The sequence below is a fragment of the uncultured Tateyamaria sp. genome (genome assembly GCF_947497045.1).
In the GTDB taxonomy this organism is placed as follows: domain Bacteria; phylum Pseudomonadota; class Alphaproteobacteria; order Rhodobacterales; family Rhodobacteraceae; genus Tateyamaria.
Window position 1 is genome coordinate 230,703 of the sequence record NZ_CANMEU010000003.1, and the last position, 24,364, is coordinate 255,066.

General features: G+C 60.7%; 26 protein-coding genes and 1 tRNA gene. 12 read left to right on the forward strand and 15 right to left on the reverse strand.

What is annotated here, in order from left to right:
• Nucleotides 1-11: 11 nt before the first annotated feature.
• The 3 genes from Q0859_RS07895 to Q0859_RS07905 are packed head-to-tail and all read left to right on the forward strand — an operon-like array spanning nucleotide 12 to nucleotide 1,423.
• The gene (locus Q0859_RS07895; RefSeq protein ID WP_299149484.1) at nucleotides 12-743 is read left to right on the forward strand and encodes a heme ABC transporter permease; all 732 of its coding nucleotides are present in this window, start codon (nucleotides 12-14) and stop codon (nucleotides 741-743) included.
• A complete protein-coding gene (gene ccmD, locus Q0859_RS07900) occupies nucleotides 736-891 on the forward strand; it encodes a heme exporter protein CcmD (RefSeq protein ID WP_299149486.1) in 156 nt (51 codons plus the stop codon). The genes Q0859_RS07895 and ccmD overlap by 8 nt, the downstream gene beginning before the upstream one ends.
• On the forward strand, nucleotides 884-1,423 hold the full coding sequence (locus tag Q0859_RS07905) for a DsbE family thiol:disulfide interchange protein (RefSeq protein WP_299149488.1): 540 nt from the start codon (nucleotides 884-886) through the stop codon (nucleotides 1,421-1,423). The genes ccmD and Q0859_RS07905 overlap by 8 nt, the downstream gene beginning before the upstream one ends.
• 170 nt (nucleotides 1,424-1,593) lie before the next feature.
• On the opposite strand, the gene acnA is transcribed toward Q0859_RS07905, so the two are convergent.
• Nucleotides 1,594-4,281 carry an aconitate hydratase AcnA gene (acnA, locus tag Q0859_RS07910; RefSeq protein ID WP_299149490.1) on the reverse strand — a complete coding sequence of 896 codons (2,688 nt, stop codon included), beginning with the start codon at nucleotides 4,279-4,281 and terminating at the stop codon, nucleotides 1,594-1,596.
• Nucleotides 4,282-4,578: 297 nt separating this feature from the next.
• Between acnA and Q0859_RS07915 the strand changes: the two genes are divergently transcribed.
• Nucleotides 4,579-5,271: a thioredoxin family protein gene (locus tag Q0859_RS07915; protein ID WP_299149492.1), complete on the forward strand. Its 693-nt coding sequence runs from the start codon at nucleotides 4,579-4,581 to the stop codon at nucleotides 5,269-5,271.
• 3 nt (nucleotides 5,272-5,274) lie between these two features.
• Here Q0859_RS07915 and Q0859_RS07920 read toward each other — a convergent pair whose 3' ends face one another.
• From Q0859_RS07920 to purB, 6 genes are all read right to left on the reverse strand, one after another.
• On the reverse strand, nucleotides 5,275-6,165 hold the full coding sequence (locus Q0859_RS07920; RefSeq protein WP_299149494.1) for a lysophospholipid acyltransferase family protein: 891 nt from the start codon (nucleotides 6,163-6,165) through the stop codon (nucleotides 5,275-5,277).
• Nucleotides 6,166-6,198: 33 nt separating this feature from the next.
• Entirely contained in the window at nucleotides 6,199-7,062 is an 864-nt protein-coding gene (locus Q0859_RS07925; RefSeq protein ID WP_299149496.1) for a DMT family transporter, read from the reverse strand.
• Between the two features lie 52 nt (nucleotides 7,063-7,114).
• The gene (locus Q0859_RS07930; RefSeq protein WP_299149498.1) at nucleotides 7,115-8,200 is read right to left on the reverse strand and encodes a FliG C-terminal domain-containing protein; all 1,086 of its coding nucleotides are present in this window, start codon (nucleotides 8,198-8,200) and stop codon (nucleotides 7,115-7,117) included.
• 77 nt (nucleotides 8,201-8,277) lie between these two features.
• Nucleotides 8,278-8,883 (reverse strand): hypothetical protein, encoded by a 606-nt coding sequence (locus Q0859_RS07935; RefSeq protein ID WP_299149507.1) that lies wholly within the window; start codon nucleotides 8,881-8,883, stop codon nucleotides 8,278-8,280.
• A 125-nt stretch (nucleotides 8,884-9,008) separates the two neighbouring features.
• A complete protein-coding gene (locus Q0859_RS07940) occupies nucleotides 9,009-9,170 on the reverse strand; it encodes an adenylosuccinate lyase (RefSeq protein ID WP_299149509.1) in 162 nt (53 codons plus the stop codon).
• 154 nt (nucleotides 9,171-9,324) lie between these two features.
• Entirely contained in the window at nucleotides 9,325-10,632 is a 1,308-nt protein-coding gene (purB, locus tag Q0859_RS07945; RefSeq protein ID WP_299149511.1) for an adenylosuccinate lyase, read from the reverse strand.
• An 85-nt stretch (nucleotides 10,633-10,717) separates the two neighbouring features.
• On the opposite strand from purB, the gene Q0859_RS07950 reads away from it, so the two are divergent.
• The 3 genes from Q0859_RS07950 (at nucleotide 10,718) to Q0859_RS07960 (ending at nucleotide 12,152) form a co-directional block, all read left to right on the forward strand.
• Nucleotides 10,718-11,050, forward strand: coding sequence for a hypothetical protein (locus Q0859_RS07950; RefSeq protein ID WP_299149513.1), 333 nt, complete (start codon nucleotides 10,718-10,720; stop codon nucleotides 11,048-11,050).
• Nucleotides 11,040-11,462 carry a DUF6314 family protein gene (locus Q0859_RS07955; protein ID WP_299149516.1) on the forward strand — a complete coding sequence of 141 codons (423 nt, stop codon included), beginning with the start codon at nucleotides 11,040-11,042 and terminating at the stop codon, nucleotides 11,460-11,462. The genes Q0859_RS07950 and Q0859_RS07955 overlap by 11 nt, the downstream gene beginning before the upstream one ends.
• Before the next feature lie 90 nt (nucleotides 11,463-11,552).
• On the forward strand, nucleotides 11,553-12,152 hold the full coding sequence (locus tag Q0859_RS07960) for a biotin transporter BioY (RefSeq protein ID WP_299149519.1): 600 nt from the start codon (nucleotides 11,553-11,555) through the stop codon (nucleotides 12,150-12,152).
• 75 nt (nucleotides 12,153-12,227) lie between these two features.
• Here Q0859_RS07960 and Q0859_RS07965 read toward each other — a convergent pair whose 3' ends face one another.
• Nucleotides 12,228-13,463: a bifunctional alpha/beta hydrolase/OsmC family protein gene (locus tag Q0859_RS07965; RefSeq protein WP_299149521.1), complete on the reverse strand. Its 1,236-nt coding sequence runs from the start codon at nucleotides 13,461-13,463 to the stop codon at nucleotides 12,228-12,230.
• Nucleotides 13,464-13,867: 404 nt separating this feature from the next.
• Between Q0859_RS07965 and Q0859_RS07970 the strand changes: the two genes are divergently transcribed.
• Nucleotides 13,868-15,019: a Hint domain-containing protein gene (locus tag Q0859_RS07970; protein ID WP_299149523.1), complete on the forward strand. Its 1,152-nt coding sequence runs from the start codon at nucleotides 13,868-13,870 to the stop codon at nucleotides 15,017-15,019.
• Here the strand turns inward: Q0859_RS07970 and dddP are convergent.
• The gene (gene dddP / locus Q0859_RS07975) at nucleotides 14,955-16,295 is read right to left on the reverse strand and encodes a dimethylsulfonioproprionate lyase DddP (RefSeq protein WP_299149525.1); all 1,341 of its coding nucleotides are present in this window, start codon (nucleotides 16,293-16,295) and stop codon (nucleotides 14,955-14,957) included. The two genes, Q0859_RS07970 and dddP, sit on opposite strands and share 65 nt — an antisense overlap.
• Before the next feature lie 143 nt (nucleotides 16,296-16,438).
• Here dddP and Q0859_RS07980 point away from each other — a divergent pair, with 143 nt between their 5' ends.
• On the forward strand, nucleotides 16,439-17,191 hold the full coding sequence (locus tag Q0859_RS07980; RefSeq protein ID WP_299149527.1) for a DUF3445 domain-containing protein: 753 nt from the start codon (nucleotides 16,439-16,441) through the stop codon (nucleotides 17,189-17,191).
• Nucleotides 17,192-17,266: 75 nt separating this feature from the next.
• Here Q0859_RS07980 and Q0859_RS07985 read toward each other — a convergent pair whose 3' ends face one another.
• The 4 genes from Q0859_RS07985 to Q0859_RS08000 all read right to left on the reverse strand — a co-directional run bounded on the left by Q0859_RS07985 (nucleotide 17,267) and on the right by Q0859_RS08000 (nucleotide 20,542).
• On the reverse strand, nucleotides 17,267-18,076 hold the full coding sequence (locus Q0859_RS07985; RefSeq protein WP_299149529.1) for a lytic transglycosylase domain-containing protein: 810 nt from the start codon (nucleotides 18,074-18,076) through the stop codon (nucleotides 17,267-17,269).
• An 81-nt stretch (nucleotides 18,077-18,157) separates the two neighbouring features.
• On the reverse strand, nucleotides 18,158-18,586 hold the full coding sequence (locus Q0859_RS07990; RefSeq protein WP_299149531.1) for a hypothetical protein: 429 nt from the start codon (nucleotides 18,584-18,586) through the stop codon (nucleotides 18,158-18,160).
• A gap of 177 nt (nucleotides 18,587-18,763) precedes the next feature.
• Nucleotides 18,764-20,167 carry a type I glutamate--ammonia ligase gene (glnA, locus tag Q0859_RS07995; RefSeq protein ID WP_299149533.1) on the reverse strand — a complete coding sequence of 468 codons (1,404 nt, stop codon included), beginning with the start codon at nucleotides 20,165-20,167 and terminating at the stop codon, nucleotides 18,764-18,766.
• A 36-nt stretch (nucleotides 20,168-20,203) separates the two neighbouring features.
• Nucleotides 20,204-20,542 carry a P-II family nitrogen regulator gene (locus tag Q0859_RS08000; protein ID WP_039683188.1) on the reverse strand — a complete coding sequence of 113 codons (339 nt, stop codon included), beginning with the start codon at nucleotides 20,540-20,542 and terminating at the stop codon, nucleotides 20,204-20,206.
• Between the two features lie 175 nt (nucleotides 20,543-20,717).
• Here Q0859_RS08000 and Q0859_RS08005 point away from each other — a divergent pair, with 175 nt between their 5' ends.
• The gene (locus tag Q0859_RS08005; protein WP_299149536.1) at nucleotides 20,718-22,358 is read left to right on the forward strand and encodes an NAD(P)H-hydrate dehydratase; all 1,641 of its coding nucleotides are present in this window, start codon (nucleotides 20,718-20,720) and stop codon (nucleotides 22,356-22,358) included.
• On the opposite strand, the gene Q0859_RS08010 is transcribed toward Q0859_RS08005, so the two are convergent.
• Nucleotides 22,355-22,858 carry a Hint domain-containing protein gene (locus tag Q0859_RS08010; RefSeq protein WP_299149539.1) on the reverse strand — a complete coding sequence of 168 codons (504 nt, stop codon included), beginning with the start codon at nucleotides 22,856-22,858 and terminating at the stop codon, nucleotides 22,355-22,357. The genes Q0859_RS08005 and Q0859_RS08010 overlap by 4 nt on opposite strands.
• Nucleotides 22,859-22,997: 139 nt before the next feature.
• On the opposite strand from Q0859_RS08010, the gene Q0859_RS08015 reads away from it, so the two are divergent.
• Nucleotides 22,998-23,081: transfer RNA gene (locus Q0859_RS08015), tRNA-Leu, on the forward strand.
• 239 nt (nucleotides 23,082-23,320) lie between these two features.
• Nucleotides 23,321-23,698 carry a hypothetical protein gene (locus Q0859_RS08020; protein WP_299149541.1) on the forward strand — a complete coding sequence of 126 codons (378 nt, stop codon included), beginning with the start codon at nucleotides 23,321-23,323 and terminating at the stop codon, nucleotides 23,696-23,698.
• 108 nt (nucleotides 23,699-23,806) lie between these two features.
• On the opposite strand, the gene Q0859_RS08025 is transcribed toward Q0859_RS08020, so the two are convergent.
• A complete protein-coding gene (locus Q0859_RS08025; RefSeq protein WP_299149543.1) occupies nucleotides 23,807-24,283 on the reverse strand; it encodes a hypothetical protein in 477 nt (158 codons plus the stop codon).
• Nucleotides 24,284-24,364: the final 81 nt, after the last annotated feature.

The window sequence follows — 24,364 nt, forward strand, 5'->3', positions numbered from 1 at the left end:
AAAGAGACGCTATGTCACTCTGGGAATACGCCAATCCGGTTAAGTTTCTGCGCCTGAGCGAGCGGGTCTTGCCGTGGCTCTGGGGGCTGTCGGCGGTTTGCCTTGTTGTCGGGCTGGTCTGGGGGTTTTTCTTTACCCCGGATGACTTCCGCCAGGGCTCGACCGTCAAGATCATATACCTGCATGTGCCGTCCGCACTGATGGCGATCAACGCGTGGTTTATGATGCTGGTCGCCTCACTGATCTGGATCGTGCGGCGGCATCACGTCTCGGCGCTGGCCGCACGCGCCGCAGCCCCGGTGGGTGTGGTGATGACGTTGATTGCACTGTTTACCGGAGCCATCTGGGGACAGCCGATGTGGGGCACATGGTGGGCATGGGATCCGCGGCTGACCTCGTTCCTGATCCTGTTCCTGTTCTACCTCGGCTACATCGCCCTCTGGGAAGCGATTGAGGACCCGGATACGGCTGCGGATCTGACCTCGATCCTGTGCCTTGTGGGCACTGTCTTTGCGGTGCTCAGCCGCTATGCGGTCAACTTCTGGAACCAGGGGCTGCATCAGGGCGCGTCCCTGTCTCTGGACAAGGAAGAGAATGTCGCGGACGTGTTTTATCAACCGCTTCTGCTGTGCATCGCGGGGTTCGTGTTGTTGTTCTTTGCGCTTGTGCTTTACCGCACGGGCACCGAAATTCGGGTGCGCCGCACGCGCGCGCTCATCGCACGGGAGGGGAAACTTGCCTGATCTCGGAAAATACGCTGACGCGGTCCTGTCGGCTTACGCGGTGTCCATCGTGTTGCTGGTCGCCATCGTGGGGTTAAGCCTGTGGCGCGGCGCGCGGGTGCGGGCCGATATGCGCGCGGTCGAGGAACGGACCCGGCGCGATGGCTAGACTGTCACCGCTCATGCTGGCCCCGATCGGAATATTTGCGGGTTTTGTCGTCTTCGCAGGCATCGGCATGTTTCGCGACAACCCAAACGAGTTGCCCTCGACCCGTCTGGGTGGCCCCGCACCGGCCCTGACCGAAGCGGCCCTGGGGGATTTCCCACCCGTCGCCCCCGGCGATCTGGCGCGCGGTGAAGTGACGCTGGTGAACTTCTGGGCCTCATGGTGTCCGCCATGCCGGGCCGAGCACCCCAAACTGCTGGAAATGGCGGCCGAGGGGCTGCCCATCGTGGGCGTCAATTTCCGCGACACCGAAGGCCCCGCCACCGGATATCTGCAAGAGGACGGCAATCCGTTTGTGGCAGTGGCGTTCGATCCGCAAGGGCGCTCGGCCATCGACTGGGGTGTGACCGCGCCACCCGAGACATTCATTCTGGATGGCGACGGCACGGTGCTGTTTCGCTATGTCGGCCCGCTGGTCGGGTCGGATTTCGAAAACCGGTTTATGCCCGCCTTGACCGAAGCGCTCTCAAATTGAGCGCCTGACGGCGCATTTCATTCTGACTGGTCTTGCGCTTCATTGTTCCAAAAATATGCAAATCCGAGGCATGATGCATCGGTCATGTTCGAGTGTTTGCAGAACAATGAAACGAAAAAAGGCCCCGCGCGGTGACGGCGGGGCCTTTTTTGTCTTCTTGTGCGTAGCGGTCAGGCGGCCGAGGCGAGGTTGCGCAGCACGTAATGCAGCACGCCGCCATGTTCGATATATTCAATCTCGATCCCGGTATCGATCCGGCACCTGAGCATGATCTCTTTCACCGACCCGTCTGCCATTGTGATCGTGCAGGGAACCTCTTGCAGGGGCTGGATGGTGTCCAGACCGGAAATTGACACCTGCTCTTGCCCGGTCAGGCCCAGTTTCTTGCGGGTGTCACCATTGGTGAATTCAAACGGGATCACGCCCATGCCCACAAGGTTCGAGCGGTGGATACGCTCAAAGCTTTCGGCGATGACAGCCTTGACACCCAGAAGGGCCGTGCCCTTGGCCGCCCAGTCCCGCGACGATCCGGCACCGTATTGCTCGCCCCCGAAGATCACCAGCGGCGTGCCGGCCTCTTGATGGGCCATGGCCGCATCAAAGATCGAGATCTGCGCGCCATCGGGCCCCCTGGTATAGCCGCCCTCGACCCCGTCCAGCATCTCGTTTTTGATGCGGATGTTGGCGAAGGTGCCGCGCATCATAATCTCGTGGTTGCCCCGGCGTGATCCATAGGAGTTGAACTCGCGCGGTTGGACCTGCCGTTCGGTCAGATAGCGGCCCGCAGGCGTGCTTTCCTTGAATGATCCGGCGGGTGAGATGTGGTCGGTCGTGATCATGTCCCCCAAAATCGCCAGCACCTTGGCGTTTTCGATATTCGTGATCACGCCCGGTTCGGGTGACATGCCCTGAAAGTAGGGTGGGTTCTGGACGTAAGTGGACGTGGGCGGCCAATCGTAGGTCTTCTCGTCCGTGGTTTCGACGCCCTGCCATTTTTCGTCGCCTTTGAAGACGTCGGCGTATTTGGTCAGGAACGCCTCGCGGGTCACGGTGGCTTCTACCAGTTCGGCGACCTCTTGCGAGGAGGGCCAGATATCCTTGAGGTAGACGTCTTTGCCATCCTTGTCGGTGCCGATTGCGTCCTCGGCAAGGTTGATATCAAGCGTGCCCGCCAGCGCGTAGGCCACCACAAGGGGGGGCGAGGCGAGGTAGTTGGCGCGCACGTCCGGCGAAATCCGCCCTTCAAAGTTGCGGTTGCCCGATAGGACCGATGTGGCCACCAGATCGCCATCCGCGATGGCTTTGCTGATTTCGGGCTGGAGGGGGCCGGAGTTGCCGATGCAGGTGGTGCAGCCATAGCCAACGAGGTTGAAGCCAATGGAGTCCAGATCATCTTGCAGATTGGCCGCCTCAAGATAGGCGCTGACAACCTGACTGCCGGGTGCGAGCGACGTCTTCACCCACGGCTTGCGGTTCAGACCCAGGGCACGCGCCTTGCGGGCCACGAGGCCCGCGCCGATCATCACGTAAGGATTGGATGTGTTCGTGCAGGATGTGATCGAGGCGATCACCACCTTGCCGGATTCCATCGCATACTCTTCGCCCTCGACTGCGACTTCTTTGCCCATGGGGCGCTTGAAGGTCTCTTCCATCTCTTTGCGGAAGGCGGATTGGCCGTCTGTCAGTGCGACATAGTCCTGAGGGCGCTTGGGGCCAGAGATCGCAGGCACGATGGTGCCCATGTCCAGATGCAGGGTGTCGGTATAGATCGGGGCGTAATCGTCGCCGCGCCAGAACCCGTTTTCCTTGGCATAGGCTTCGACCAGCGCGATGCGGTTCTCGTCCCGGCCCGTGTTGCGCAGATAGCGCAGGGTTTCGTTGTCGATGGGGAAGAAGCCACAGGTGGCCCCATATTCAGGGGCCATGTTCGCAATCGTGGCGCGGTCGGCCAACGGCAGACGGTTCAGACCTTCGCCGTAGAACTCGACAAATTTGCTGACCACGCCCTTTTCACGCAGCATCTCGACAACTTTCAGAACAAGGTCAGTGCCCGTGGTGCCCTCCATCATCGAGCCCGTCAGCTCAAAACCGACCACCTCGGGGATCAGCATCGAGATCGGCTGGCCAAGCATCGCAGCCTCCGCCTCGATCCCGCCGACACCCCAGCCCAGAACGGCAGCGCCGTTGACCATGGTGGTGTGGCTGTCGGTGCCCACGAGAGTGTCGGGATAGGCAACCTGTTCGCCGTTCTGATCCGCATCGGTCCAGACCGTCTGGGCCAGATATTCAAGGTTCACCTGGTGGCAGATGCCTGTGCCGGGGGGCACGACGCGGAAGTTGTTAAAGGCGCTCTGACCCCATTTGAGGAAGGTATAGCGCTCCATGTTGCGCTCGTATTCGCGGTCCACGTTCATCTGGAAGGCGCGGGGGTTGCCGAACTCATCAATCATCACGGAGTGGTCGATAACCAGATCGACAGGGTTGAGCGGGTTGATCTTTTCAGGATCGCCACCAAGGGCCACAAGGCCGTCGCGCATCGCCGCCAGATCGACAACCGCAGGTACGCCGGTGAAATCCTGCATCAGCACGCGGGCAGGGCGATAGGCAATCTCGCGGGGGTTCTTGCCGCCCTTGGCACCCCATTCGGCAAAGGCTTTGATGTCATCGACGGTGACGGTCTTGTCGTCCTCAAAGCGCAGCATGTTTTCCAACACCACTTTCAACGCGGCGGGCAGTTTGGAAAAATCGCCCAAGCCGGCCTCGGTGGCGGCGGGGATCGAATAATACGCAATGGACTGGTCGCCAACGCTCAGCGTTTTGCGGGTCTTGGCAGTGTCGTGGCCAACTGTGATGGGCATGGAAATATCCTTTCGGTAGGCGGCGGCGCGCAGCGGTTCTGATTATGTCATGCCTTAACGATGCTGACGGATCAACAGCGTCGAGGGTATTAACACCAGGTATGCAACAATATGTATGCCGTTGCATACAAAGGGCATCTCATGGAGGCAACACTAGGTTGCGCGCACGCGGCGTGAAAGCGTTGACACAATATCTCAACAAACCTTGATTGGCACTCTGACACTCTTTTACATATGTCTGCGGTCAAGATAGCACGATTTTGTAAAACTCCCACTCTCAGAACCGATCGAGCACACATGAAGCATCTGATTCCCTTGGCTTTTGCCGCATTCGCCTCTTTGACGGCCCCTGTCGCCGCACAATCGCCTGTTGTGGTTGAGTTGTTCACGTCGCAAGGGTGTTCTTCTTGCCCGCCAGCGGATCGGTTGTTGCATGAGTTGGCCAAGCGGGACGATGTGATCGCTTTGGCGCTGCATGTGGACTATTGGGACTATATCGGCTGGAAGGACGAATTTGCGGACCCGTCTTATGCCAACCGACAGCGGGGCTATGCGGTCGAGGGCGGGCGGCGGTCCATCTACACGCCGCAAATGATCATCAACGGGACGACGGACATCGTGGGCGCGCGTCCGCTGCAATTGTCCGAAGCAATTGCGCAGCATGCGTCCAACGCCTCTCCGGTGGCGCTGGACGTGGCGCGCGATGGGACGCAAGTGTCGATTTCAGCCACGGCTGAGGGTGGCGATGGGCCGTTCCTTGTGCACATGGTTCACTATCAAGCCGAGCGGTCCGCCAATATCACGCGTGGCGAAAATGCGGGCCACACGATCTCCTATGCGAACGTGACCGAAGGCTGGAAAATCCTGACAGAGTGGGATGGAGTGACGGACCTGTCGATGAACGCAACGGCGGATGCGGATATGCCTGTCGTGGTGATGATCCAGAAGGGGCGTCATGGTGCCATTCTGGCAGCGGCCCAACTGCGCTAGGCCCTAATCGGCACGCCAGCGCCGCGCCACCCACAACCACTGTTCAGGATGGGCGCGGATGCGGGCGCTGATGCTGTCATTCATGGCCTGGGTCATGGTCTCAACATCGGAGGCCGGAATCGGGGCCTCCATCACGCACTCAAATGAAATCCCGTTCGGTTGGCGTATCGCATAAAACGGGATCAGCAGCGCGCCATAGCGCAAGGCCAGATCCGCCGCCGACGTCGCCGTGCGGGCAGGATGGCCCAAAAAGTCGAACACGGGCGCTTTGTAGACGTGTTGATCAAACAGCAGCACCAATTGCCCACCTCCCTTGAGATGGCGGACGAAGCCGGCTGTGCCCTTGCGCCCCTGAGCAAAGACCGGTCCCCCGAAAGCCTGCATGGTGCGCACATAATGGGCGTTGAAATAGGGGTTGGACATGTCGCGATAAAGCCCTCCCACATCGTGGCCCCGCCCCACAAGGGCTGCGCGCAACGCCTCGTAATTCCCGAAATGGCCAGTGACCAGAATGACGGGCTGGCCGCTTTTGGCGGCCTCTTCCATCGCCGCAAGGCCCGGACCTTCGATCTGTGCGTCTTTTTGGCGGCTCAACATCGCCTTGGTTGAATAGTTTTCGATCAGGGTGCGCCCGGCATTGTCGAGGCAAGCGCGTGCGATACGCTCATGTTCGGCGTGAGCCAGATGGGGCAGCACAAAGGCGACATGATCCTGCGCGCGGCGCATGAACCCCGCCGTGGGGCCAATGAACCGGCTCATGATAAAGCCCATGAACGGCACACGCGCGCGGTAGGGCAGCGCCAATGCGGCCCCGATACAAGCCCGCGCCACCACATTGGTCATAAAATAGGTGGCTCGCGTCATGGCGGGCAGGTCTTCGGGATCGTGGCGCATGGGTACGGGGCAGGCCTGTGGTTACGGGGCGCGTTATCGCGTTTGCGTCTCTCGGTGCCAGACATAAATCCCTGCACCCGCGATCACAAGCGCGCCGAACAGTGTGGCACCGTCCGGGCGCTCGCCAAACAGCACCAGCCCCCAGATGATCGCAAAGATCAGGCCACTATAGTTGAAAGGTGCGAGCAACCCCGCCTCGGCCAGCGACAGTGCACGCACCAGCAGCAGCTGGCCTATCGTGCCAAGAACGCCAATCGCGATCAGCAGCACGATAGCCGTGGGGGCAAGTGGCACGAGACTGAAGGGCGCAATCGTACTAAGGACGGCTGCCCCGATCAGCCCCGTGTAAAACATTGATGTCCACACACCCTCGGCCTGGCCAAGCTGGCGGGTGACAAGCGCATGCCCGGCAAAACATGTCGCCGCCACAAGTGGCAGCAAAGCGGCTGATTGAAACACATCCGCCCCTGGACGGATGATGATCAATGCCCCGATCAAGGCTGTGACGATGGCTCCGATCCGGCGCACCCCCAACGCCTCGTTCAGAAAAAGTGCCCCTCCGAGGGTGATCAGCACAGGGTTCAGGGCCATGACGGCTGTGGCTTGTGCCAATCCGATCCGGCCAAGGGCCAGAAAGAAAAAGAGGGTGGCGAGGATCAACAGAACCGACCGTGCGATTTGCAGCTTTGGGTGGGCGGTTGTCGCAACCTGTCTGAGGCGGGGGGCCACAATGATCAGCACGATCAGAAACTGCCCGCCATAACGGGCCCAAAGGGCGGTCATCACGCCCGTCGACGGGCTTGCGGCCTTGACCGCCACATCCATCAACCCAAAACAGAATATCGCGCCCAACATCAAAAGGATCGCGCGGGCAGGGCTGGTATTGGCATCCGACATGGTTGCGGGCTTAGGCGGGGCGGATGCCCATGTCGAGGCGAATGCGGCTGATCTAGGTGTCAGCGTCCTCTTCGGGCTCCTTGCTGAGCAGCATCAGATCGCCCGAGGCTTCCATTTCGCGGATCCTGGCGATCACTGCGGCCATGGCCTCGTCCGTTTCGGCCGTTTTGGGGGGGGCAAGTTCGCTCAATTCCTCGCGCAGCTGATCGGCAAGGCGCCCGGACATGTTGCCAAGGATGAACTCCACGCTTTCTTCCATACCCATGGCCGGCGCACCCGCAAGGGCGGTGCGCAGCATGTCGGGATCCACATCGCGCAGGATGCGGGGCACGTCGCGGGGCGCGATACGCGCCGGGATGTTGGCGAAGGTAAAGATCGCCTTGCGCACGGCCTTGGCAAACCCTTCGTCGGATTCGTCCAGTCCCGCCAGCATGTCGTCGCGGGTCAGGGTGGTGCTTGAATTGAGGATTGCGCCCACACGCTCGACCGGGCCATCCTCGAACGCGCTTACAGGTCGGGTGGCAAGCTGGCTTGCCAGCGATATGCCGATCCGTTCCACCGCGTCCGGGGTCACAGCACCAGTCATGGACACCGCATAGGTGATCTGGCGTGCCCGGGGGCCGGGCAGTTTGCCAAGCAATTGAGCCGCTTTGGACACGTCCAGTTTGGACAGCATGACGGCTGCGATTTCGATACTTTCATGTTCAAGGACCGGCAAGAGCAGGTCCGGCCCCGCATCCTTGATCCGTTTCCACGGATCGCCGCCCTCGCGCACGCCGGCCTCCTTGCGCAGGCGGGCGGCGGTCTGGGCGCTGATCTTGCCGTCAAGCGCGCTGAGCGCACCAGCAATGCCACCGGGGAATCTGAGGCCGATCCGCTCGACCTCGTGGGCAAATTCGCCCACCACCGCGTTAAGCGTATCGCGATCCACCACGCGCATGTTGCCCATCGCCTTGGTGAGGTGGGCCTGCAATTCTTCGGGCAGATCCTCAAGCGGGATATCGGCCCCCTCGTTGAGCAGCAGGCGCACGACGATGGCGGCCTTGGCCCGCCGACTAAGGGGCACACCCGTCAAAGAAGCGCCGCCGCCCATCTGCATCGGCGCAGGGGCGGCGGACATTGGTACCAGGTCGGTCATGTCCTGCCTCGAAACTGTTTCATGCAGCTTTGGCAGGCAATGGTTGAGAAACCCTCAACCCATAATCGTTTTCTGCATCAGTAGTTGTAGGTGGTGCCGGTTTCGATGGACGTGCGCAGCGAGGTTTCTGCCCATGTGCCTGCACCGCCCCGAGCCTGAATTTCACGCAACTGGGTCAACGCGGCGACCTTGTCGCCTGCCGCAACCTTGCCCTGTCCCATATAGGAACGGGCGAGGATGTTGTCGGGGTTCGTCGCAATGGCCTGCTCGTAATAAATATCCGCCAGCGCCAGATCACCCAGTTTGCGGGCGGTAAAGCCGCGATAGGTCAGCACCTTGTCGTCCAGTTGATCGGGCATCTGATCCAGAACGGTGATCGCCTCGTCGTAGCGGCCTGCATAGGCCAGCTCGCGGATTGCCTTGTAAAGCGTGTCGCTGTCCAGATGCGATGTTTTGTCTGGGCGTACACATTTCTTGAGGTTAGCATCCCAAACCCCATTCACCGGTTGCGAAAAGCGCACGAATTTCTTGACTTCGGGGTCCCACTGGCGGGCCTGAAAACAATTCTGGGTGGTTTCGGTCTTTTTCGGCTTGGCGTTGTCATCGCCACCCGCAGCAAAGCCCGTGCCGGGCAGGGCAAGAGGTAGGGCAATGGCGGCGGTCAGGGTCAAGGTGCGCAGCATGGTTAAAGTCTCCGGTTGTCGTTTACGTTTGCATGTGACACCGAGGTAACCCGGCACCGTGCCGCTTTATTCAGATTTAAATTTCGAGGCCGCGCAGCACTTCGATGACACCGCGCGGACAGAGCTTAACCGGTGGTGGTCACGCAGGTGTTTGTGTCTGCGTCATAAGTGGTGCCAGCCGCGCAGGACATCGCCTGTTGTTCTTTGCCATGGTTGCAGCCCATTGCAAGGCTGAGCGTGGGGGCGAGGGTGAGGGCCAGCGCCACGGCGAGGGTCTTGGTCGTCATCTGTCGTCTCCTTTGTGTCTTTGGATGACGTAAGGGTAGGACATTTGGGCCTTGCATCAAACCGATTTTGAACCCGGGCGCATCAGGATGCGCCTTACTGCACAAAAGGCCGGGCGGCGCCGTAAGGCGGATGCGTCATCCGCCCGAGGCCGTTTCAGTCCTTGCCAAAGACCCGCGCAAAGATCGTGTCGACATGTTTGGTGTGATATCCAAGGTCGAATTTCGCCTCGATCTCTTCTGCGCTCAGCGCCGCCAGAACGTCCGGATCCGCCAGCAATTCCTCTTTGAAATCAGTGCGATGTTCCCAGACCTTGAGTGCGTTGCGCTGCACGTAGCTATAGGCATCCTCGCGGCTCACCCCGGCTTGGGTGAGGGCCAGAAGCACCCGTTGGCTCATCACCAGCCCCGGGAACTTGTTCATGTTGTCCATCATGTTGTCGGGAAAGATCAGCATCTTGTCGATAACACCGGCCAGGCGGGCCAGCGCGAAATCGAGGGTGATCGTGGCATCCGGTCCGATCATCCGCTCAACCGAGGAATGGCTGATGTCACGCTCGTGCCACAGGGCGACATTCTCCATCGCCGGGATCACAGCCGAACGCACCATGCGGGCCAGCCCCGTCAGGTTTTCGGTCAGCACGGGGTTTTTCTTGTGGGGCATTGCGGAGGAGCCCTTTTGACCCATCGAAAAAAACTCTGCCCCTTCCAGCACCTCGGTGCGCTGCATGTGGCGAATTTCCGTGGCAATATTTTCGATGCTGCTGGCGACGACACCAAGGGTCGCAAAGAACGCTGCGTGCCGGTCGCGGGGGATGACTTGCGTGCTGATCGGTTCAGGGACGAGGCCGAGCTTGTCGCACACATGTTCCTCGACCGCCGGGTCAATATTGGCGAAGGTGCCGACCGCTCCGCTGATCGCGCCGGTCGCAACCTCGGCGCGCGCATCACGCATGCGCGACAGGTTGCGGTCCATCTCCGCATAGAAGCGGGCGAATGTCAGGCCCATCGTCGTCGGCTCGGCGTGGATGCCATGGCTGCGTCCGATGCGCACCGTGTCTTTATGTTCGATAGCCCGGCGTTTGAGGGCACCAAGCAGGGCCTCGATATCTGCAATCAGCAGATCGGCGGCGCGGGTCAGTTGCACGTTGAAGCAAGTGTCGAGCACATCTGACGACGTCATGCCCTGATGCACGAAACGCGCTTCGTCGCTGCCCACATGTTCGGCCAGATGGGTGAGAAAGGCGATCACGTCATGCTTGGTCACCGCCTCGATCTCGTCAATGCGGGCCACGTCGAATTCCACGTCCTTGGCCTTCCACACGGCTTGCGCATTCTCGCGCGGGATCACCCCCAGATCAGCCATCGCGTCACAGGCATGGGCTTCGATCTCGAACCAGATGCGGAACTTGGTGGCGGGTTCCCAGATGGCGACCATATCGGGGCGGGAATAGCGTGGGATCATGGGGCGGGCACCTTTTTGTGACTGTCAGAACTTGCCTCGCGCTCTTAGACTGTGGCCCGAGCAACAACAAGATGAAGGCCCTGATATGAGACGCTTTGCCCTGATCGCGCTGATTGCCCTGCCTTTTCCGGCAGCGGCTGACTGGACAGTGCTGAGCGGAGAAGAGATTCGCACCGCCCTCACCGGGCGCACCTTGGAGTACAAGAACGCGCGCCAGGATTTCCGGGCGTCGGGCAAGACGCTCTATGTGACCAACGGGCGCGACAGTTGGGGCAACTGGCGGATCGAGGATGATCAATATTGCAGCCAATGGCCGCCCTCGGACCTATGGGCGTGTTATGCGATGGACCGCCAAGGCGACGTTCTGCGCTTTGTCGGTGAGCGCGATGACATCACCGAAGCGACCTATGTCGATTGAACGGGTGCTGGCCGATTTTGAAGGGATCTGGACCCTGTCGCGCAAGATCACCCAAGGCGCGGGCGCGTCTGCCACGTTTGAAGGGACGGCGGAGTGGCGGGCTGCGGACGGCGGGTTGGCCTATCACGAAACGGGTGTGTTGTACTTGCCCGCTGCCGCACCGATGACAGCCGAGCGGCGTTATCATTGGGGGGCGGATCTGTCTGTCTATTTTGATGACGGGCGGTACTTTCACAGCGTGCCTGCCCGGGGCGGACGTGCCGCTCATTTCTGCGATCCCGATACCTATGTGGTCGACTATGACTTCGCCGGGTGGGGCGGACCCGAGACTCGGGCCTTCACCGCGACATGGACCGTCAAGGGCCCGCGCAAAGCCTATGTGATGGCTAACCGGTTCACCTGTCAGCGCTAACCTGTGTCCATGCCTGCCTTTGCACTTGCAGAAACAGGGGCGAGTTGGCACAACTTGCCCAAATCGTGCAATCTCAACAGGTGAGGCCTTATGGAAACGACGTGGAATAACAAGGTGCTGAGCGACGTTCTTGGTGCAAATGAGGGCGTAGCCCTGCGCATCAAGCAAGCGGTGCTGGTGGTGGCGGGCATCGCTCTTTTGGCAGTTGCAGCAAAGATCAAAGTGGCCGTAGGGCCAGTGCCGATCACCATGGGCACCTTTGCGGTGCTGACCATCGGTGCGGCTTATGGTGCGCGGCTCGGGCTGGTCACGATCCTTGGCTACATGATCATCGGCGCGTTTGGGTTTGACGTCTTCGCAAGTTCCTCTGCCGAAGCCTTTGGGCTGATCTACATGATGGGCGGCACGGGCGGCTATCTGGTGGGCTATGTGCTGGCAACGCTCGCACTCGGCGCACTGGCGCAGCGGGGCTGGGATCGCTCGGTCGTGTGGATGGCGCTGGCAATGTTGATCGGCAACGTGCTGATTTACCTTCCCGGACTTGCGTGGCTGGGTCAGGTTTATGGCTGGGACAAGCCGATCCTGGCTTGGGGACTGACGCCGTTCTTGGCCGGGGATGCGATCAAACTGGCGCTGGCGGCGCTGATCCTGCCCGCAGCCTGGAAACTGGTGGGTCGCGCACGCGGCTGATCCGTTCCGAGAGACCAGACAAGAAAGGCGCGGATCCGCAAGGGTTTCGCGCCTTTTTTCGTGTTCAGGGACGGCTCAGGCCTCCGCCAGTGCCTCATCACGGGACACAAGTTCGGTGATCACCTTTGAGCTGCGTTCCAACGTGCGGTGTACAGGGCATCTGTCCGCAATCTCAAGCAGGCGGGCGCGCTGCGTGTCATCAAGGGGGCCGCTAAGGGCAATGCGGCGCTTCCACTCGTCGATCTTGTCCCCTGATGTGGTGCCTGCGTCCTGTGCGTGGACCTTGTTGTGGCTGACATCGACGCTCACATGATCCAATGGCCATTCCTTGCGCCGGGCATACATGCGGATTGTCATCGAGGTGCAGGCGGCCAGCCCGGCCGACAACAGGCCGTAGGGGGATAGGCCCTGATTGGTGCCGCCATATGCGCGTGGCTCATCTGCCAGAATGTGATGGCGGGTGCCGTGGGTGATGTCCTGCAAAAAGCCCTTGGGGTCCGCCTCGGATGACCGCACGATGCCTTCGGGCGCGCCGATTGGCGGGGCAGGCGGTTTGAGCGCGAGATACTTCTTGGCCCATGTGGCGATGATGTCCGCGGCATATTCGGCATGTTCTAGCTTGGTGATCAGGTGATCGGCATCATCCAGCGTCACAAAGCTTTTGGGATGCTTGGCGGCCAGAAAGATTTCGCTGGCATTGTCGATGCTGACCACGCTGTCCCGGGGGGCGTGCAGGACCATCAGCGCCGCATTCAGTGTTGAAATCGCAGGTGTGAGGGCCCCTTGGGCCACATCCTCGATAAAGTCCTTGCCGATCTTGAAGGGACGCCCGCCCAAGGATACCTCGGCCACGCCCTCGGACATGATCCGGGGCAGGGCATCGGAAAAGTTGTGGGTGACATGTTCAGGGTCAAAAGGGGCACCAAGGGTTGCCACCGCCTTGATCTGATCCAGCTTGGCTGCCGCCTTGAGCACGGCAGCCCCGCCAAGCGAATGCCCGATCAGCAATGTGGGCGGCATGTTGCGCTCATTCAGGTATTCAACCGCTTTTTCAAGGTCTTGCACGTTGGAGGTGAACGAAGTGTTGGCAAATTCGCCGTCACTGTGACCCAACCCTGTAAAGTCAAAGCGCAGCACCGCAATCCCCATCGTTGTCAGGCGCGCGGCGACGCGACGGGCGGCGGGGATGTCCTTGCCGCAGGTAAAACAATGGGCAAAGACGGCGGTGGCCAGATGCGGCCCTTCGGGCAGGTCGAGGCGGGCGTCAAGCTGGCCGGCATGGCCCTGGAATGTGATGCGATCGGTGGGCATAGATATGGTCCTTTGCTGGGAACAAGAATGGGGGTGCGGGCACGCTAAGGGAAGGGGGTGTAATATGGTGCACGTGGATGTGTTGGCGCGCAGGCGTCCGTCAGGGGTGCAGCCGGGGACAAGACGGACAGGATGTGGATGCACTGATCCTCCACATAGGATTGTCTGGTTGCGCCTTAATAAGCCGAGGGGCTTGTAAAGCCCACAACCTGTGAGTGGCAGATCGCCCAAAGAACCGTCCCTATGGGGCACGGGATCTGGACGATGCCAGGCGTGCCGGAGATCAGCCGAAACACTCTGTTTCCTGAACACGCGCAATGCAACTGATGCGGGAATCGGAAAGTTGTGTCATAATCCGGTCTGGCCCGATTTGGCGGGCCTCACATCTCAGGAGTGCGCGTCCCATGCCGAACGGTGGCTCAATCACGGGGTTTCTGTTTTCGGACTTCACGTTCGTAAATGACAACAATCAATTGAACCCGGGCCAGAACGGTCCGTTTTCGCTGCCCGGCAATGCGCAGGCGACGCTGGCGTTCGGGGCGCAGACCATCGACATCAATGTGGATGACGATGATCCCGAATTTGATGACGGGTTTCAGGACGATCCGGGTGGCACGCCGCTGAACCAGACCTTGCGCGACGATATCGACACCACGAATGCCGCGGGTGATCCGGTCACGGTGGGGGCCGGTGCGGTGCTTGAGATCGAGTTCACATTGACGGCCGTTCCGGTGGGGGGTGGTCCGCCCATCGATCTGCTGTTCGTGGCCGCAGGGCCGGGAGAGAATCAGGGCGACCTGACGCTTGTGGTGTCCACTGCGCCCCTTGTGCCCGGCGCGACCTACAACATTTCGTTCGCCAACGATGGGGGCGGGACGCCTTATGGGCAGTTGGTGTGCTTTGTGCGCGGAACCCTGATCCGAACGCCGGGCGGCGATGTTCCGGTTGAAACCCTGCAACCGGGAGACCGGGTCATTACGATGGATGAGGGGGCGCAGCCGATCATCTTTACGTCGCATCGCGCAGTGCTGTTCCCGGGCCAGGTGGACAGGCCCATCACCATCGCGCCACACAGTTTTGGGCCGGACAAACCCTATGCACGGACCCAAGTGTCACCGCGCCATTGTCTGCTGCATGTCTCGTCCCGGTTTCGGCTGCTCTTTGACACGGCGCAGGTGTTTATCACCGCACAAGACAGTGTGGACGGTACGAATATCACCCGCGACACCACAGCCATGGCGGTTGAATACCATCACATCATGCTGTCACGGCATGCCGTGATTTGGGCCAACGGGATGGCCTGCGAAAGCTATTTTCCGGGCAAGGTCGCGCGGGCCAGCCTCGACCCGATTGCGCGGGCGCGTCTGGTTGCGCTTTATCCAGAACTTTCGGACCCGAACGCGCCCGCACCCTTTGCGCGCGCCCGGCGCTGTGTGCGCGGATATGAAGGGCAGTTGGCCCAACCTGCGGGGCTGCCTGAGGCGGCGGCCCTCAGTTCCCCATCAGCGTGGAATCAAAGGGGTAGGTCGTCAGGTTCTCGAACCCGTCTTCGGTGACCAGCACCTGATCCTCAAGCTTGATCGTGAAATCGCCACCAACCTCGCCCACCGCCGCTTCGACACACAGGACCATGCCCGGCTCAAGCGGGTAGTCGAATGCGCCCGGCACCGCCTTGTCGGGATAGGCCACAAGGGGCCATTCATCGCACAGGCCCACGCCGTGCATCAGACAGCCGTATTTCTGGGCCTGATACTTGTCGTCGAGCACGTGGGTGTTGGCGGTCAATTCGGGGATCATCACACCGGGCTTGATCATCGCCATGTTGGTCTGGATGTGCTCGACCGCGTGGCGCATCGCATAGACCATGTCGGGGCGTGGCTTCTGATCGCCAATCCACCAGCTGCGCGAGATGTCGATGCAGATGCCGTAGGATCCGATCAGGTCGGTGTCAAAGCTGATGATCTCGTTTTGCTGGCACACGCGCCCGCCGCATTCCTGAAACCACGGGTTGGTGCGTGGGCCCGAGGCGAGCAGGCGGGTTTCGATCCATTCTCCGCCGCGACGGATGTTCTCGGCATGCAGAATGGCCCAGACGTCATCCTCGCAGGTCTTGCCATCGCCCACATTGGCACGGGCGAAATCCTCCATCGCCTTGACGGCCGTTTCGCAGGCATGATTGGCGCAGCGCATCGCACGGATTTCATCGGGGCCCTTGATGGAGCGGGCGTGTTCGGTGACTTCCTCGCCATCTTTCAACTCAAACCCCTGTGCCTCAAGGGCGCGCGCGCCGTGCAGCATGATCTTGTCCACGGCGAGCCGCATATTGCCGCCCCCGTGTTCGGCGACCAATTCGCGCACCTCGTTCGAGAACACATCCGCGACCGGGTCGATCTTGTCCCCGGCCGAGAAATAGAACATCGACACCCCCGAGCGCTGCTCGCGCACCAGCGGGTTGAACCTGCTGAGGAAGGGGGCATTCTTGTAATCCCAGATCACCATATACCCATCCGGGCAGACCAGGACGGCGCGGAATGGATTATGGGTGTTCCAAAGCTGCATGTTGGTGCTGTCGGTGGCGTAGCGGATGTTGAGCGGGTCAAACATCAGCAACCCGCCATAGTCGCGATCCACAATGTGCCGCGTCAGCCGGTTGAGCCGATAGGCGCGCATCGCGTCCAGATTGGGCAGGTCGAAGCCCGCGGCGGCCCATTCGTCAAAGGCCAGTTGAGGTGGGCCGATTTCGATCCGGTCGGCATCGTTGGGGCTGCCATCGCCCAGGGTCGCGCCGCGATTGGGGTCGATCTTGCGGGTTTCGCGGTAATGCTGGTTCATGGGTAAGCCTCCGTTGCCGTCAGCGTGGTCTTGTTTTGCGGGGTGGAGTTGTCATTTTGCGACTCTTTGTGGTGTCGTTTTTCATGCAGAGGCCAAGGTGAGAAGTGCTGGAAACCGGCATCGGCCCATGCCACATGTTCGGTATGAGCACACCTGTTTTGCAGCGCCATTTGCCCGACGATATGCGCGCCGCGCGGGCCTTGCCCGGTGTGCAGCCTGAACGCGGCGCGTGGCTGCGGGTTGATGATGCCTATGCGGGGCAGATGCGCCGACGGATGGCGCTGCTGGATCAGCCATCGGCGGACGTATTGTACCTTGAGCCGGGCGCGCAGCCTGCGGCGGACGAATTGCAAGCGATGGTGTTGGATATGCTGCCCGGATTGGGGTTCAGGGTGCATGCCGATCAGATCGTTTGCCCGGACGGGCGCAAGGTGGCCTTGGCGGGGCATACCAACCCTTTGGCGCTGTTGGGTCGGCTTGTGCAGTGCGATTTTGTCATCATGCAAAAGCGCGAAGCTGAGCATGTCCTGACCGGGGCCGTGCTGTGTTTCCCGGCCTCGTGGCGGCTGAGCGAAAAAGCGGGACGGCCCCTGACGGACATCCACGTGCCGGTGCCCGATTATACCGCTGATGTGGCGGCGCGGGTGCAGCGGTTGTTTGACGGAGTGCAGGTAGGCCGCCCGCTGTGGCGCTTCAATCAGCTATGGTATGATGACGCCGAGTTGTTCCAGCCACGCTCGGCCGCCGAGCCGCGCCGGGTGGGGGCGGGATTGCACGACGGGCCGTTCTATCGCACCGAGCGTCAGACAGTTCTTCGCCTGCCGGAGACGGGTGCGGTGGTGTTCATCATCCACACCTATGTCCTTGCGCGCGCAGATGTGCCTGCACTGCACTGAGGGCAGGGCGGGCGACACGCCCGCCTTACGGGCTGCCCCGTCTATGGTTCGTTTGCAATGCCTTGGAACTGGCGTTTAACCGTCGATGCGCGCGCCCATGATCGCTATGGATTGCTGGTAAACGGTCGCCGCGTTCCATTGTTTGATCACCGCGAAATTGGGCTGGCCTTCCTGATAGCCTTGCCCCGGCTGCCAACCCTTCTGGCGCAGGAAATTGGCCGTCGAGGCCAAGGCATCCGTCTGGTTGTAAAAGTCGACCCGACCGTCGCCATTGGCATCGACCCCGTATTGCAGCGCGTTGCCCGGCAGGAACTGCGTGTGGCCCAACTCACCGTGTTTGGCCCCTTTGGTGGCGGGGGTGATGGCCCCCTGATCCACCAGTTTCAGTGCCCCGATGGCGTGGGGCGCAAAGAAATCGGAGCGGCGGCAGTCATAGGTCAGCGTCACGATGGCCGAGACCACGCTGCTGTCGCCCATGAACCCGCCGAACGCGGTTTCCATCCCGTGGATCGCGATGATCACGCCTGCGGGCACGCCATATTGCCGTTCAAGTGCCGCATAGAAGTCGGGGCTGCGCGCCTTGCGTTTGCGCCCCTGGGCCACAATCGTGTCGGCCCCGCGCACAGCCATGAACTTCGACAGGGTATAGCGAAAGGACTTCTGGTTGCGGTCGGCGGCGATGGTGCGGGTGGCGTATTGCGCCCCGGCTAGCGCCTCAAGCCCGCGCGCCTTGACGCCCGCCTGCTGCGCCTCGCGCGCAAAGCCTGATTTCCATGCCTCGAACCCGGCCGCGGTGTTGCCGCATTGGGCAAGTGCTGCGGTGCCGGCCAGCGCAATGGCGCACCCGGCGCTGGCCAGAGTGGATATCAAACGCGCGTATGGCATGGTTGTCCCTCGTATCACTGTCGTGTCTGAAGGGCAGGCTAGCGCGCCGCGCAGCGTTAGAAAAGATGGATGTTTGGCCGCTTAGGGGCGCACCGCAATGGGGTGGCTGACAGCGCCCTCGGCGGATGGCGCGGAAAAAGCGCCAAATTTGGTCATGTTTTGATGGGCGATGGCGGCGCCGTTGAATGGGTTGCGGCGCAGATCTTGCTCGCCTTCCACGGCCTCCATATCCACGGCAATCATCTTGCCAAGGCCCGCAGGTGCCAGTTGGGTCAGCAGCCCAAAACCGACCGCCGCAATCAGAATGGGCAGCCCATAGCGGATCGTTGGAATGTCAAACAGACCCTCCGTCAGGTCCCCGACCGACAGGCCAGAGGCATTGCGGCGCAGCGATGTCAGATCACCCATGGGTGGGGCGGTCAGGTCGGGGCCGGGGGCACCGCCTTTGGTCTGCTTTTGCGCCTCGATACGGGCGATGCGATCCTGAAAGCTGTTTTGTTCGTCAGACATGTGAGCCCTTTCCGTGCGCAGTGCTGCGGCCTTGGGACCGGGATCACATCTGATCTGGGCTGCAATGGGGCGTGTGTGTGAAATTCTCGCGAAACGGGAGGATCAAGGGGAGGCACCATAGAAAAAAGGCACCCCGGAGGAGGTGCCCTTTCCCGTGTCAGATACTGAACCGTGCGGTTAGCAGCTGTAATACATCGCAAACTCAACCGGGTGCGGCGTGTGCTCGTAGCGTTCGATCTCTTCCATCTTGAGGTCGATATAGCCCTGGATCTGGTCCTTGGTGAACACGTCGCCCGCGAGCAGGAAGTCCATATCGGCCTGCAACTCTTCGATCGCTTCGCGCAAGGAGCCACAGACGGTCGGGATGCCAGCCAGCTCTTCGGCGGGCAGATCATAGAGGTTCTTGTCCATGGCTTCGCCGGGATCGATCTTGTTGATGATGCCGTCAAGGCCAGCCATCAACAGGGCCGCAAAGCACAGGTAGGGGTTTGCGCTTGGGTCGGGGAAACGGGCCTCGACGCGCTTGGCTTTGGGCGACTCGGTCCATGGGATCCGCACGCAGCCCGACCGGTTACGGGCGGAATAAGCGCGCAGCACAGGGGCCTCGAAACCGGGGATCAGGCGCTTGTAGCTGTTGGTGCCGGGGTTGGTGAAAGCGTTGAGCGCCTTGGCATGCTTCAGGATGCCGCCAATGTAATACAGTGCCTCTTGCGATAGATCCGCGTATTTATCGCCTGCAAACAAGGGCTTGCCGTCTTTCCAGATTGACATGTTAACGTGCATGCCAGTGCCGTTGTCACCCGCGATGGGCTTGGGCATGAAAGTGGCGGACTTGCCATAGGCGTGGGCCACGTTGTGGATCACGTATTTGTATTTCTGCAACTCGTCGGCTTGCGTTGTCAGGCTGTCAAAAATCAGACCCAACTCGTGCTGACAGGAGGCCACCTCGTGGTGGTGCTTGTCCACTTTCATGCCGAGACGTTTCATGGTCGACAGCATTTCAGAGCGCAGATCGTGGGACTCATCCGTGGGGTTGACCGGGAAATAACCGCCCTTCACGCCGGGACGGTGGCCCATGTTGCCCATCTCGTATTCGGTGTCGGTGTTCCAGGACGCATCGGTTGCATCGACCTCGTAGGCGACCTTGTTGATGCCAACGGAATACCGCACATCGTCAAACAGGAAGAACTCGGCCTCGGGACCCATATAGGCGACATCGCCGATACCGGAGGATTTGAGGAACGCCTCGGCCTTTTGCGCCGTGCCGCGCGGGTCGCGGTCATAGGCTTCGCCAGTGTCGGGCTCGACCACGGAACAATGCACGCAGATCGTCTTTTCCGCATAGAACGGGTCGATATAGGCGCTGTCCTGATCGGGCATCAGCTTCATGTCTGAGGCTTCGATGGACTTCCACCCTTCGATGGAGGAGCCGTCGAACATGAACCCTTCCTCAAGGAAATCCTCATCGACCTGATCGGCCATGACGGTCACGTGTTGCAGCTTGCCGCGCGGGTCGGTGAAGCGGATGTCGACATATTCAGCGTCTTCATTCTTGATCATGTCGAGAACTGGGTTTGCCATGTTCGGAAAATCCTTCCTGTCTTGTGGTATAGATAATTAGAGCGCGTCCGAGCCGGTCTCACCGGTACGGATGCGAATGGTTTGTTCGATTGGTGTGACAAAGATCTTGCCGTCGCCGATTTTCTCGGTCTTGGCAGCATCGACGATGGCTGCAATGGCCGCGTCGACCTGATCATCGTCCAGCACGACTTCGACTTTGACCTTGGGCAGGAAGTCGACGACATATTCGGCACCGCGATAGAGTTCGGTGTGACCTTTCTGGCGCCCGAACCCTTTGACTTCGATCACGGACAACCCTTGCACGCCGACCTCTTGCAGGGCCTCTTTGACTTCATCCAGCTTGAAGGGCTTGATGATGGCTTCGATCTTTTTCATGGGGTGTGGCCTCCCTACGCCTAATCTTGTTTGATGGGTGGATCATCTGTTGTTTGGGCCGTCCATGGGGCCGGGTGGAGTTTCGGGGGATGGCGACTGGATTTTTTAACGATGCCTATGGAATGTGCGCGTCGCCTAAAAATACAGCAAAAGTGAATCGCGTGGAGATTGCCTGATGACCGAACTGCTGACCGCCGCCCAGATGCGCGCGCTCGAGGCCGAGGCCATCGCGTCGGGCAGCATCACGGGCGCTGAATTGATGGAGCGTGCAGGCGCAGGCGTGGTCGCGGCTGTGTTTGAGGAATGGTCGGAACTGGGGGAGGGCACGCACCGCGCAATTATGCTGTGCGGCCCCGGCAACAACGGCGGCGACGGGTTCGTGGTGGCGCGTTTGCTGGCGGAGGCCGGGTGGTCGGTTGACGTTTTTCTATACGGTGATGCAGACACGTTGCCCCCTGATGCGCGCACCAATTACGACCGGTGGTGCGCGGTCGGGGACGTCACCGCGTTGACCCTTGAGGCCCTCATGGCGCAGGCCCGACCCGATCTGCTGGTCGATGCTGTGTTCGGCATCGGCCTGAACCGCCCGGTGCCGGATGATCTGTCCGAATGTCTTGCCAAAGCCTGTCACGGCGGCTGGAAAAAGTCGTATGCCGTGCGCCGGGTCGCGATCGACTGCCCCTCGGGGCTGGATGCGGACACGGGGGAGTGGCAGGCGGTCAGTGATGTCTGGTCGTCCGATCTGACCGTGACATTCCACACGCCCAAGCTGGGGCATTATCTGGGCTTGGGGCCGAGTGTTTGTAAAAGACTGACCGTGGTCGATATCGGATTGCGGGGCAATGCGATGGAGCAACAGGTTATCGGTCTGCCGCCCAAACCCGAGCGCGTCCGATTGGTCGAACCTCGGTTTTTGGGGGTGCAAGGTCCGAACGATTTGCCGACCCAACACTGGCCCGCCAATCAGATGGGCAGACGTCGTGCTGGCACTGGAGAACACAAATACGATTTCGGCCATGTGGTCGTCTTTGCTGGTGGGGTCGGCAAGGGCGGGGCGGCGCGCATGGCGGCCCGCGCCGCGCTGCGTGTGGGGGCGGGGCTGGTGACGGTGGTGTGTCCAAAGGCTGCCGTTTTTGAAAACACGATGCACCTCAACGCGATCATGTTGCGCGGTCTTGGCGCGGATGACGCGCTCGATACTGTCGCCGATGATCGGGTCAGTGCATTCTGCCTCGGCCCGGGCATGGGCGTCGGGGCCGCCACGCGCGCGCGGGTCCTCGAGGTGCTGGCGCGGCGCAAAACCGAGCGCGACTGGCGCGACCCGGCGGTGGTGTTGGACGCCGATGCGCTGACCAGTTTCGAGGGTCACACCGACACGCTGTTTGCCGCGCTGCATCCGCGCACCGTGCTGACCCCGCATGAGGGCGAATTCGCGCGGCTGTTCCCCGATCTCGCGATGTCCGAACGCGGGGCCATGTCAAAGGCGGAGGCTGTCCGCACCGCTGCCGCGCGGGCGGGGTGCATTGTATTGCTCAAAGGCAGCGATACGGTGATCGCCGCACCGGATGGGGGTGCCGCGCTGCACAGCGCAGACTACGACCGTGCGGTGCCGTGGCTGGCCACTGCGGGGGCAGGGGATGTGCTGGCCGGGCTGATCGCGGGTCTCGCGGCCTCCGCCCTGTCATCCGACATTTTCAGTATGGTCGAAGTGGCCGCATGGCTGCATGTGGAATGCGCGCGCGCCTTTGGTCCCGGCCTGATCGCCGAAGACCTGCCCGAAATCCTGCCGCAAGTGCTGCGCGAACTGGGGGCCTAGGCGGCCACCGATGCGGTCTGCACCATCGCAGGCACCGACAATTCGAGCCCATCGGCATAGATCACGTAAGGTGCATCAAAACCCAGGCGCAACAGCGTCATCTCGCGCATGCCAAGCGAAGTGATGAACTCATCATCGATCAGACAGCCCGCAGGCATCACCGCCTGTGATGCGCCGCGCAAGGCCTGAGCACGCCAGTCGCGCACCAGCACCATCTGGGCGGCGGGCAACATGACGTGATGGGTGGGCTTGGTGTCGCCAAGCGATCCGGCGGCAATCTTGACCGCCTCACCTGTCACGCGCTCCATCTCGACCGCTTGCAGGGTCACGAAGCCCGCATTCCGGGTGATGATGCGATCACCGGGGGACAGATATTCCACCGGTATCTCGCCGTCTGATGTCAAAACAATGGTGCCGGACACAAGTCCGACATGTGCAATCTCTGTGCGCAATGGGGGCGTCTGCCCACTCAATTCGCGCCCGACCGTTTTCGGTTTCATGGCGTCTCTTTTCTGTAACCTGCCTCTAGGTTGCGCAAACTATAGCCGATGTCGGGCCTGCTGTCGCGCAATTTCTGCGCCGGGCTTGGGCGAATACCTCTCGCATCCCCGCATCTGCTTTGCTAAGGGTCGCGATGTTGCGGGTGTGGCGGAATTGGTAGACGCACCAGATTTAGGTTCTGGCGCCTTTGGCGTGGGGGTTCGAGTCCCTTCACCCGCACCAAAACAGACTCTCCCCTTGTCGAACCCTGCTAACGCTTTGAACGGCAAGGCTATTTGGGGCGTTCTAGCCCCCTCATTTCGGTCATATGTGATGCGGCCTGCGAAGGCCGGTTTGAGCACCATGCGGCGCAGGTTGATGTGACCTGTTTCCCAGAGTTTCCAAGGGTTTGCGAGGAATGTGAGGACGGGTTCTAGTTTTTCCTCGTAACTTCCCGCTGGGATGTCTTGATTTTCCAATTGTTGGGCAGCAATCGCCTTGAATTTCTCGAGTTCAGCGATCTTCGCCTCATAGGTTTGAATCACCGTGGCATTGGAGGAGCTCAGAATTCGGTCCAAAACAGCCTCGATTTGCTTGTCGATGTCTTTGATTTGGCGCTGACCGCTGCGCAGCGCGTCTTGTGCCTGGGCGATACGCTGGTCCCACGCGTGGCGGAACATGGCTTTGGCGAGCGCGATGAGCTGTGTCGTGGGCTCGAGCATTTTGATTATCTCACCCACCTCAAGCGCGAGGGAAAGGCCTGCCGATGTCATAAGCAGCAAAAGCTCGTCAGTATGGAGAATGTCGAAGGTGCCAGGCACAAACAGTGCGATCAGCCCCGCCATCGCAAGGCCAGATGACAAAAAAGGACGGCGGGTTGAGATGGCGCTGATGCCGTGGAGGACATAGCTGTCATTATGGGTGGTTATCGCGCCTTCACTAAGCTCAAGTTTTCCAAAGACCATGTCTCAACCCTCCCGTTTGCAAGCTGGCGAGTGCAGTGCGCGAACAAGCCCGGTTTCTCTGTTGCGCAGGGCTGGCGTGGCGACCAAACGGCCACTCGCGGCGTAGATTGCGACACTGATGCGCTTGTCTTGCACAAGCACATCCTGAGCGCAGGCGCAGGCCGAGACACTGTCCGATGCCATCTGCGATGCTTGATCTGCATTTGAGCGCATCATCGCGTTTGGATCTGGGATCATCTCGCACAAATCGCCGAGATCGGGGAACAGACCGCAGACCAGACCACCGACATCTGGAACGTGCGGCACGCCTTGGCGCGATCTGGCAATCAACTCAGACTGACACGTCTGCTGCCAGCCAGAATTCGCTAACTCGCGGTGGATAATTTCCGGTCCAGTGATCAGGGCGGACGCGCCTGCATAAGCGGCAGTTGTGATCAGCAAAAAAGGATTGATGGGCAAAGTGGATGCATCAAGGGACATGGGCGTCTCCAAGCTAATAGGTTCGACTGTGATGGGATATTTATCCGCCGTGATACACGACGCTTGGGTTGGGCGAGGGCG

Bases quoted from the DNA above. Each gene is read 5' to 3' on its own strand.
- Q0859_RS07925 (WP_299149496.1), bottom strand. From the start codon at position 7,062: ATGTCGGATGCCAATACCAGCCCTGCCCGCGCGATCCTTTTGATGTTG.
- Q0859_RS07930 (WP_299149498.1), bottom strand. From the start codon at position 8,200: ATGACCGACCTGGTACCAATGTCCGCCGCCCCTGCGCCGATGCAGATG.
- Q0859_RS07990 (WP_299149531.1), bottom strand. From the start codon at position 18,586: ATGTCTGACGAACAAAACAGCTTTCAGGATCGCATCGCCCGTATCGAG.
- Q0859_RS07955 (WP_299149516.1), top strand. From the start codon at position 11,040: ATGTCGATTGAACGGGTGCTGGCCGATTTTGAAGGGATCTGGACCCTG.
- Q0859_RS07950 (WP_299149513.1), top strand. From the start codon at position 10,718: ATGAGACGCTTTGCCCTGATCGCGCTGATTGCCCTGCCTTTTCCGGCA.
- Q0859_RS07920 (WP_299149494.1), bottom strand. From the start codon at position 6,165: ATGCGCCACGATCCCGAAGACCTGCCCGCCATGACGCGAGCCACCTAT.
- Q0859_RS07895 (WP_299149484.1), top strand. From the start codon at position 12: ATGTCACTCTGGGAATACGCCAATCCGGTTAAGTTTCTGCGCCTGAGC.
- Q0859_RS07980 (WP_299149527.1), top strand. From the start codon at position 16,439: ATGAGCACACCTGTTTTGCAGCGCCATTTGCCCGACGATATGCGCGCC.
- Q0859_RS08010 (WP_299149539.1), bottom strand. From the start codon at position 22,858: ATGAAACCGAAAACGGTCGGGCGCGAATTGAGTGGGCAGACGCCCCCA.
- dddP (WP_299149525.1), bottom strand. From the start codon at position 16,295: ATGAACCAGCATTACCGCGAAACCCGCAAGATCGACCCCAATCGCGGC.
- glnA (WP_299149533.1), bottom strand. From the start codon at position 20,167: ATGGCAAACCCAGTTCTCGACATGATCAAGAATGAAGACGCTGAATAT.
- Q0859_RS07940 (WP_299149509.1), bottom strand. From the start codon at position 9,170: ATGACGACCAAGACCCTCGCCGTGGCGCTGGCCCTCACCCTCGCCCCC.
- Q0859_RS07970 (WP_299149523.1), top strand. From the start codon at position 13,868: ATGCCGAACGGTGGCTCAATCACGGGGTTTCTGTTTTCGGACTTCACG.
- Q0859_RS07905 (WP_299149488.1), top strand. From the start codon at position 884: ATGGCTAGACTGTCACCGCTCATGCTGGCCCCGATCGGAATATTTGCG.
- Q0859_RS07965 (WP_299149521.1), bottom strand. From the start codon at position 13,463: ATGCCCACCGATCGCATCACATTCCAGGGCCATGCCGGCCAGCTTGAC.
- acnA (WP_299149490.1), bottom strand. From the start codon at position 4,281: ATGCCCATCACAGTTGGCCACGACACTGCCAAGACCCGCAAAACGCTG.
- Q0859_RS07935 (WP_299149507.1), bottom strand. From the start codon at position 8,883: ATGCTGCGCACCTTGACCCTGACCGCCGCCATTGCCCTACCTCTTGCC.
- Q0859_RS07960 (WP_299149519.1), top strand. From the start codon at position 11,553: ATGGAAACGACGTGGAATAACAAGGTGCTGAGCGACGTTCTTGGTGCA.
- Q0859_RS07915 (WP_299149492.1), top strand. From the start codon at position 4,579: ATGAAGCATCTGATTCCCTTGGCTTTTGCCGCATTCGCCTCTTTGACG.
- Q0859_RS08005 (WP_299149536.1), top strand. From the start codon at position 20,718: ATGACCGAACTGCTGACCGCCGCCCAGATGCGCGCGCTCGAGGCCGAG.
- Q0859_RS07985 (WP_299149529.1), bottom strand. From the start codon at position 18,076: ATGCCATACGCGCGTTTGATATCCACTCTGGCCAGCGCCGGGTGCGCC.
- Q0859_RS08000 (WP_039683188.1), bottom strand. From the start codon at position 20,542: ATGAAAAAGATCGAAGCCATCATCAAGCCCTTCAAGCTGGATGAAGTC.
- Q0859_RS08025 (WP_299149543.1), bottom strand. From the start codon at position 24,283: ATGTCCCTTGATGCATCCACTTTGCCCATCAATCCTTTTTTGCTGATC.
- purB (WP_299149511.1), bottom strand. From the start codon at position 10,632: ATGATCCCACGCTATTCCCGCCCCGATATGGTCGCCATCTGGGAACCC.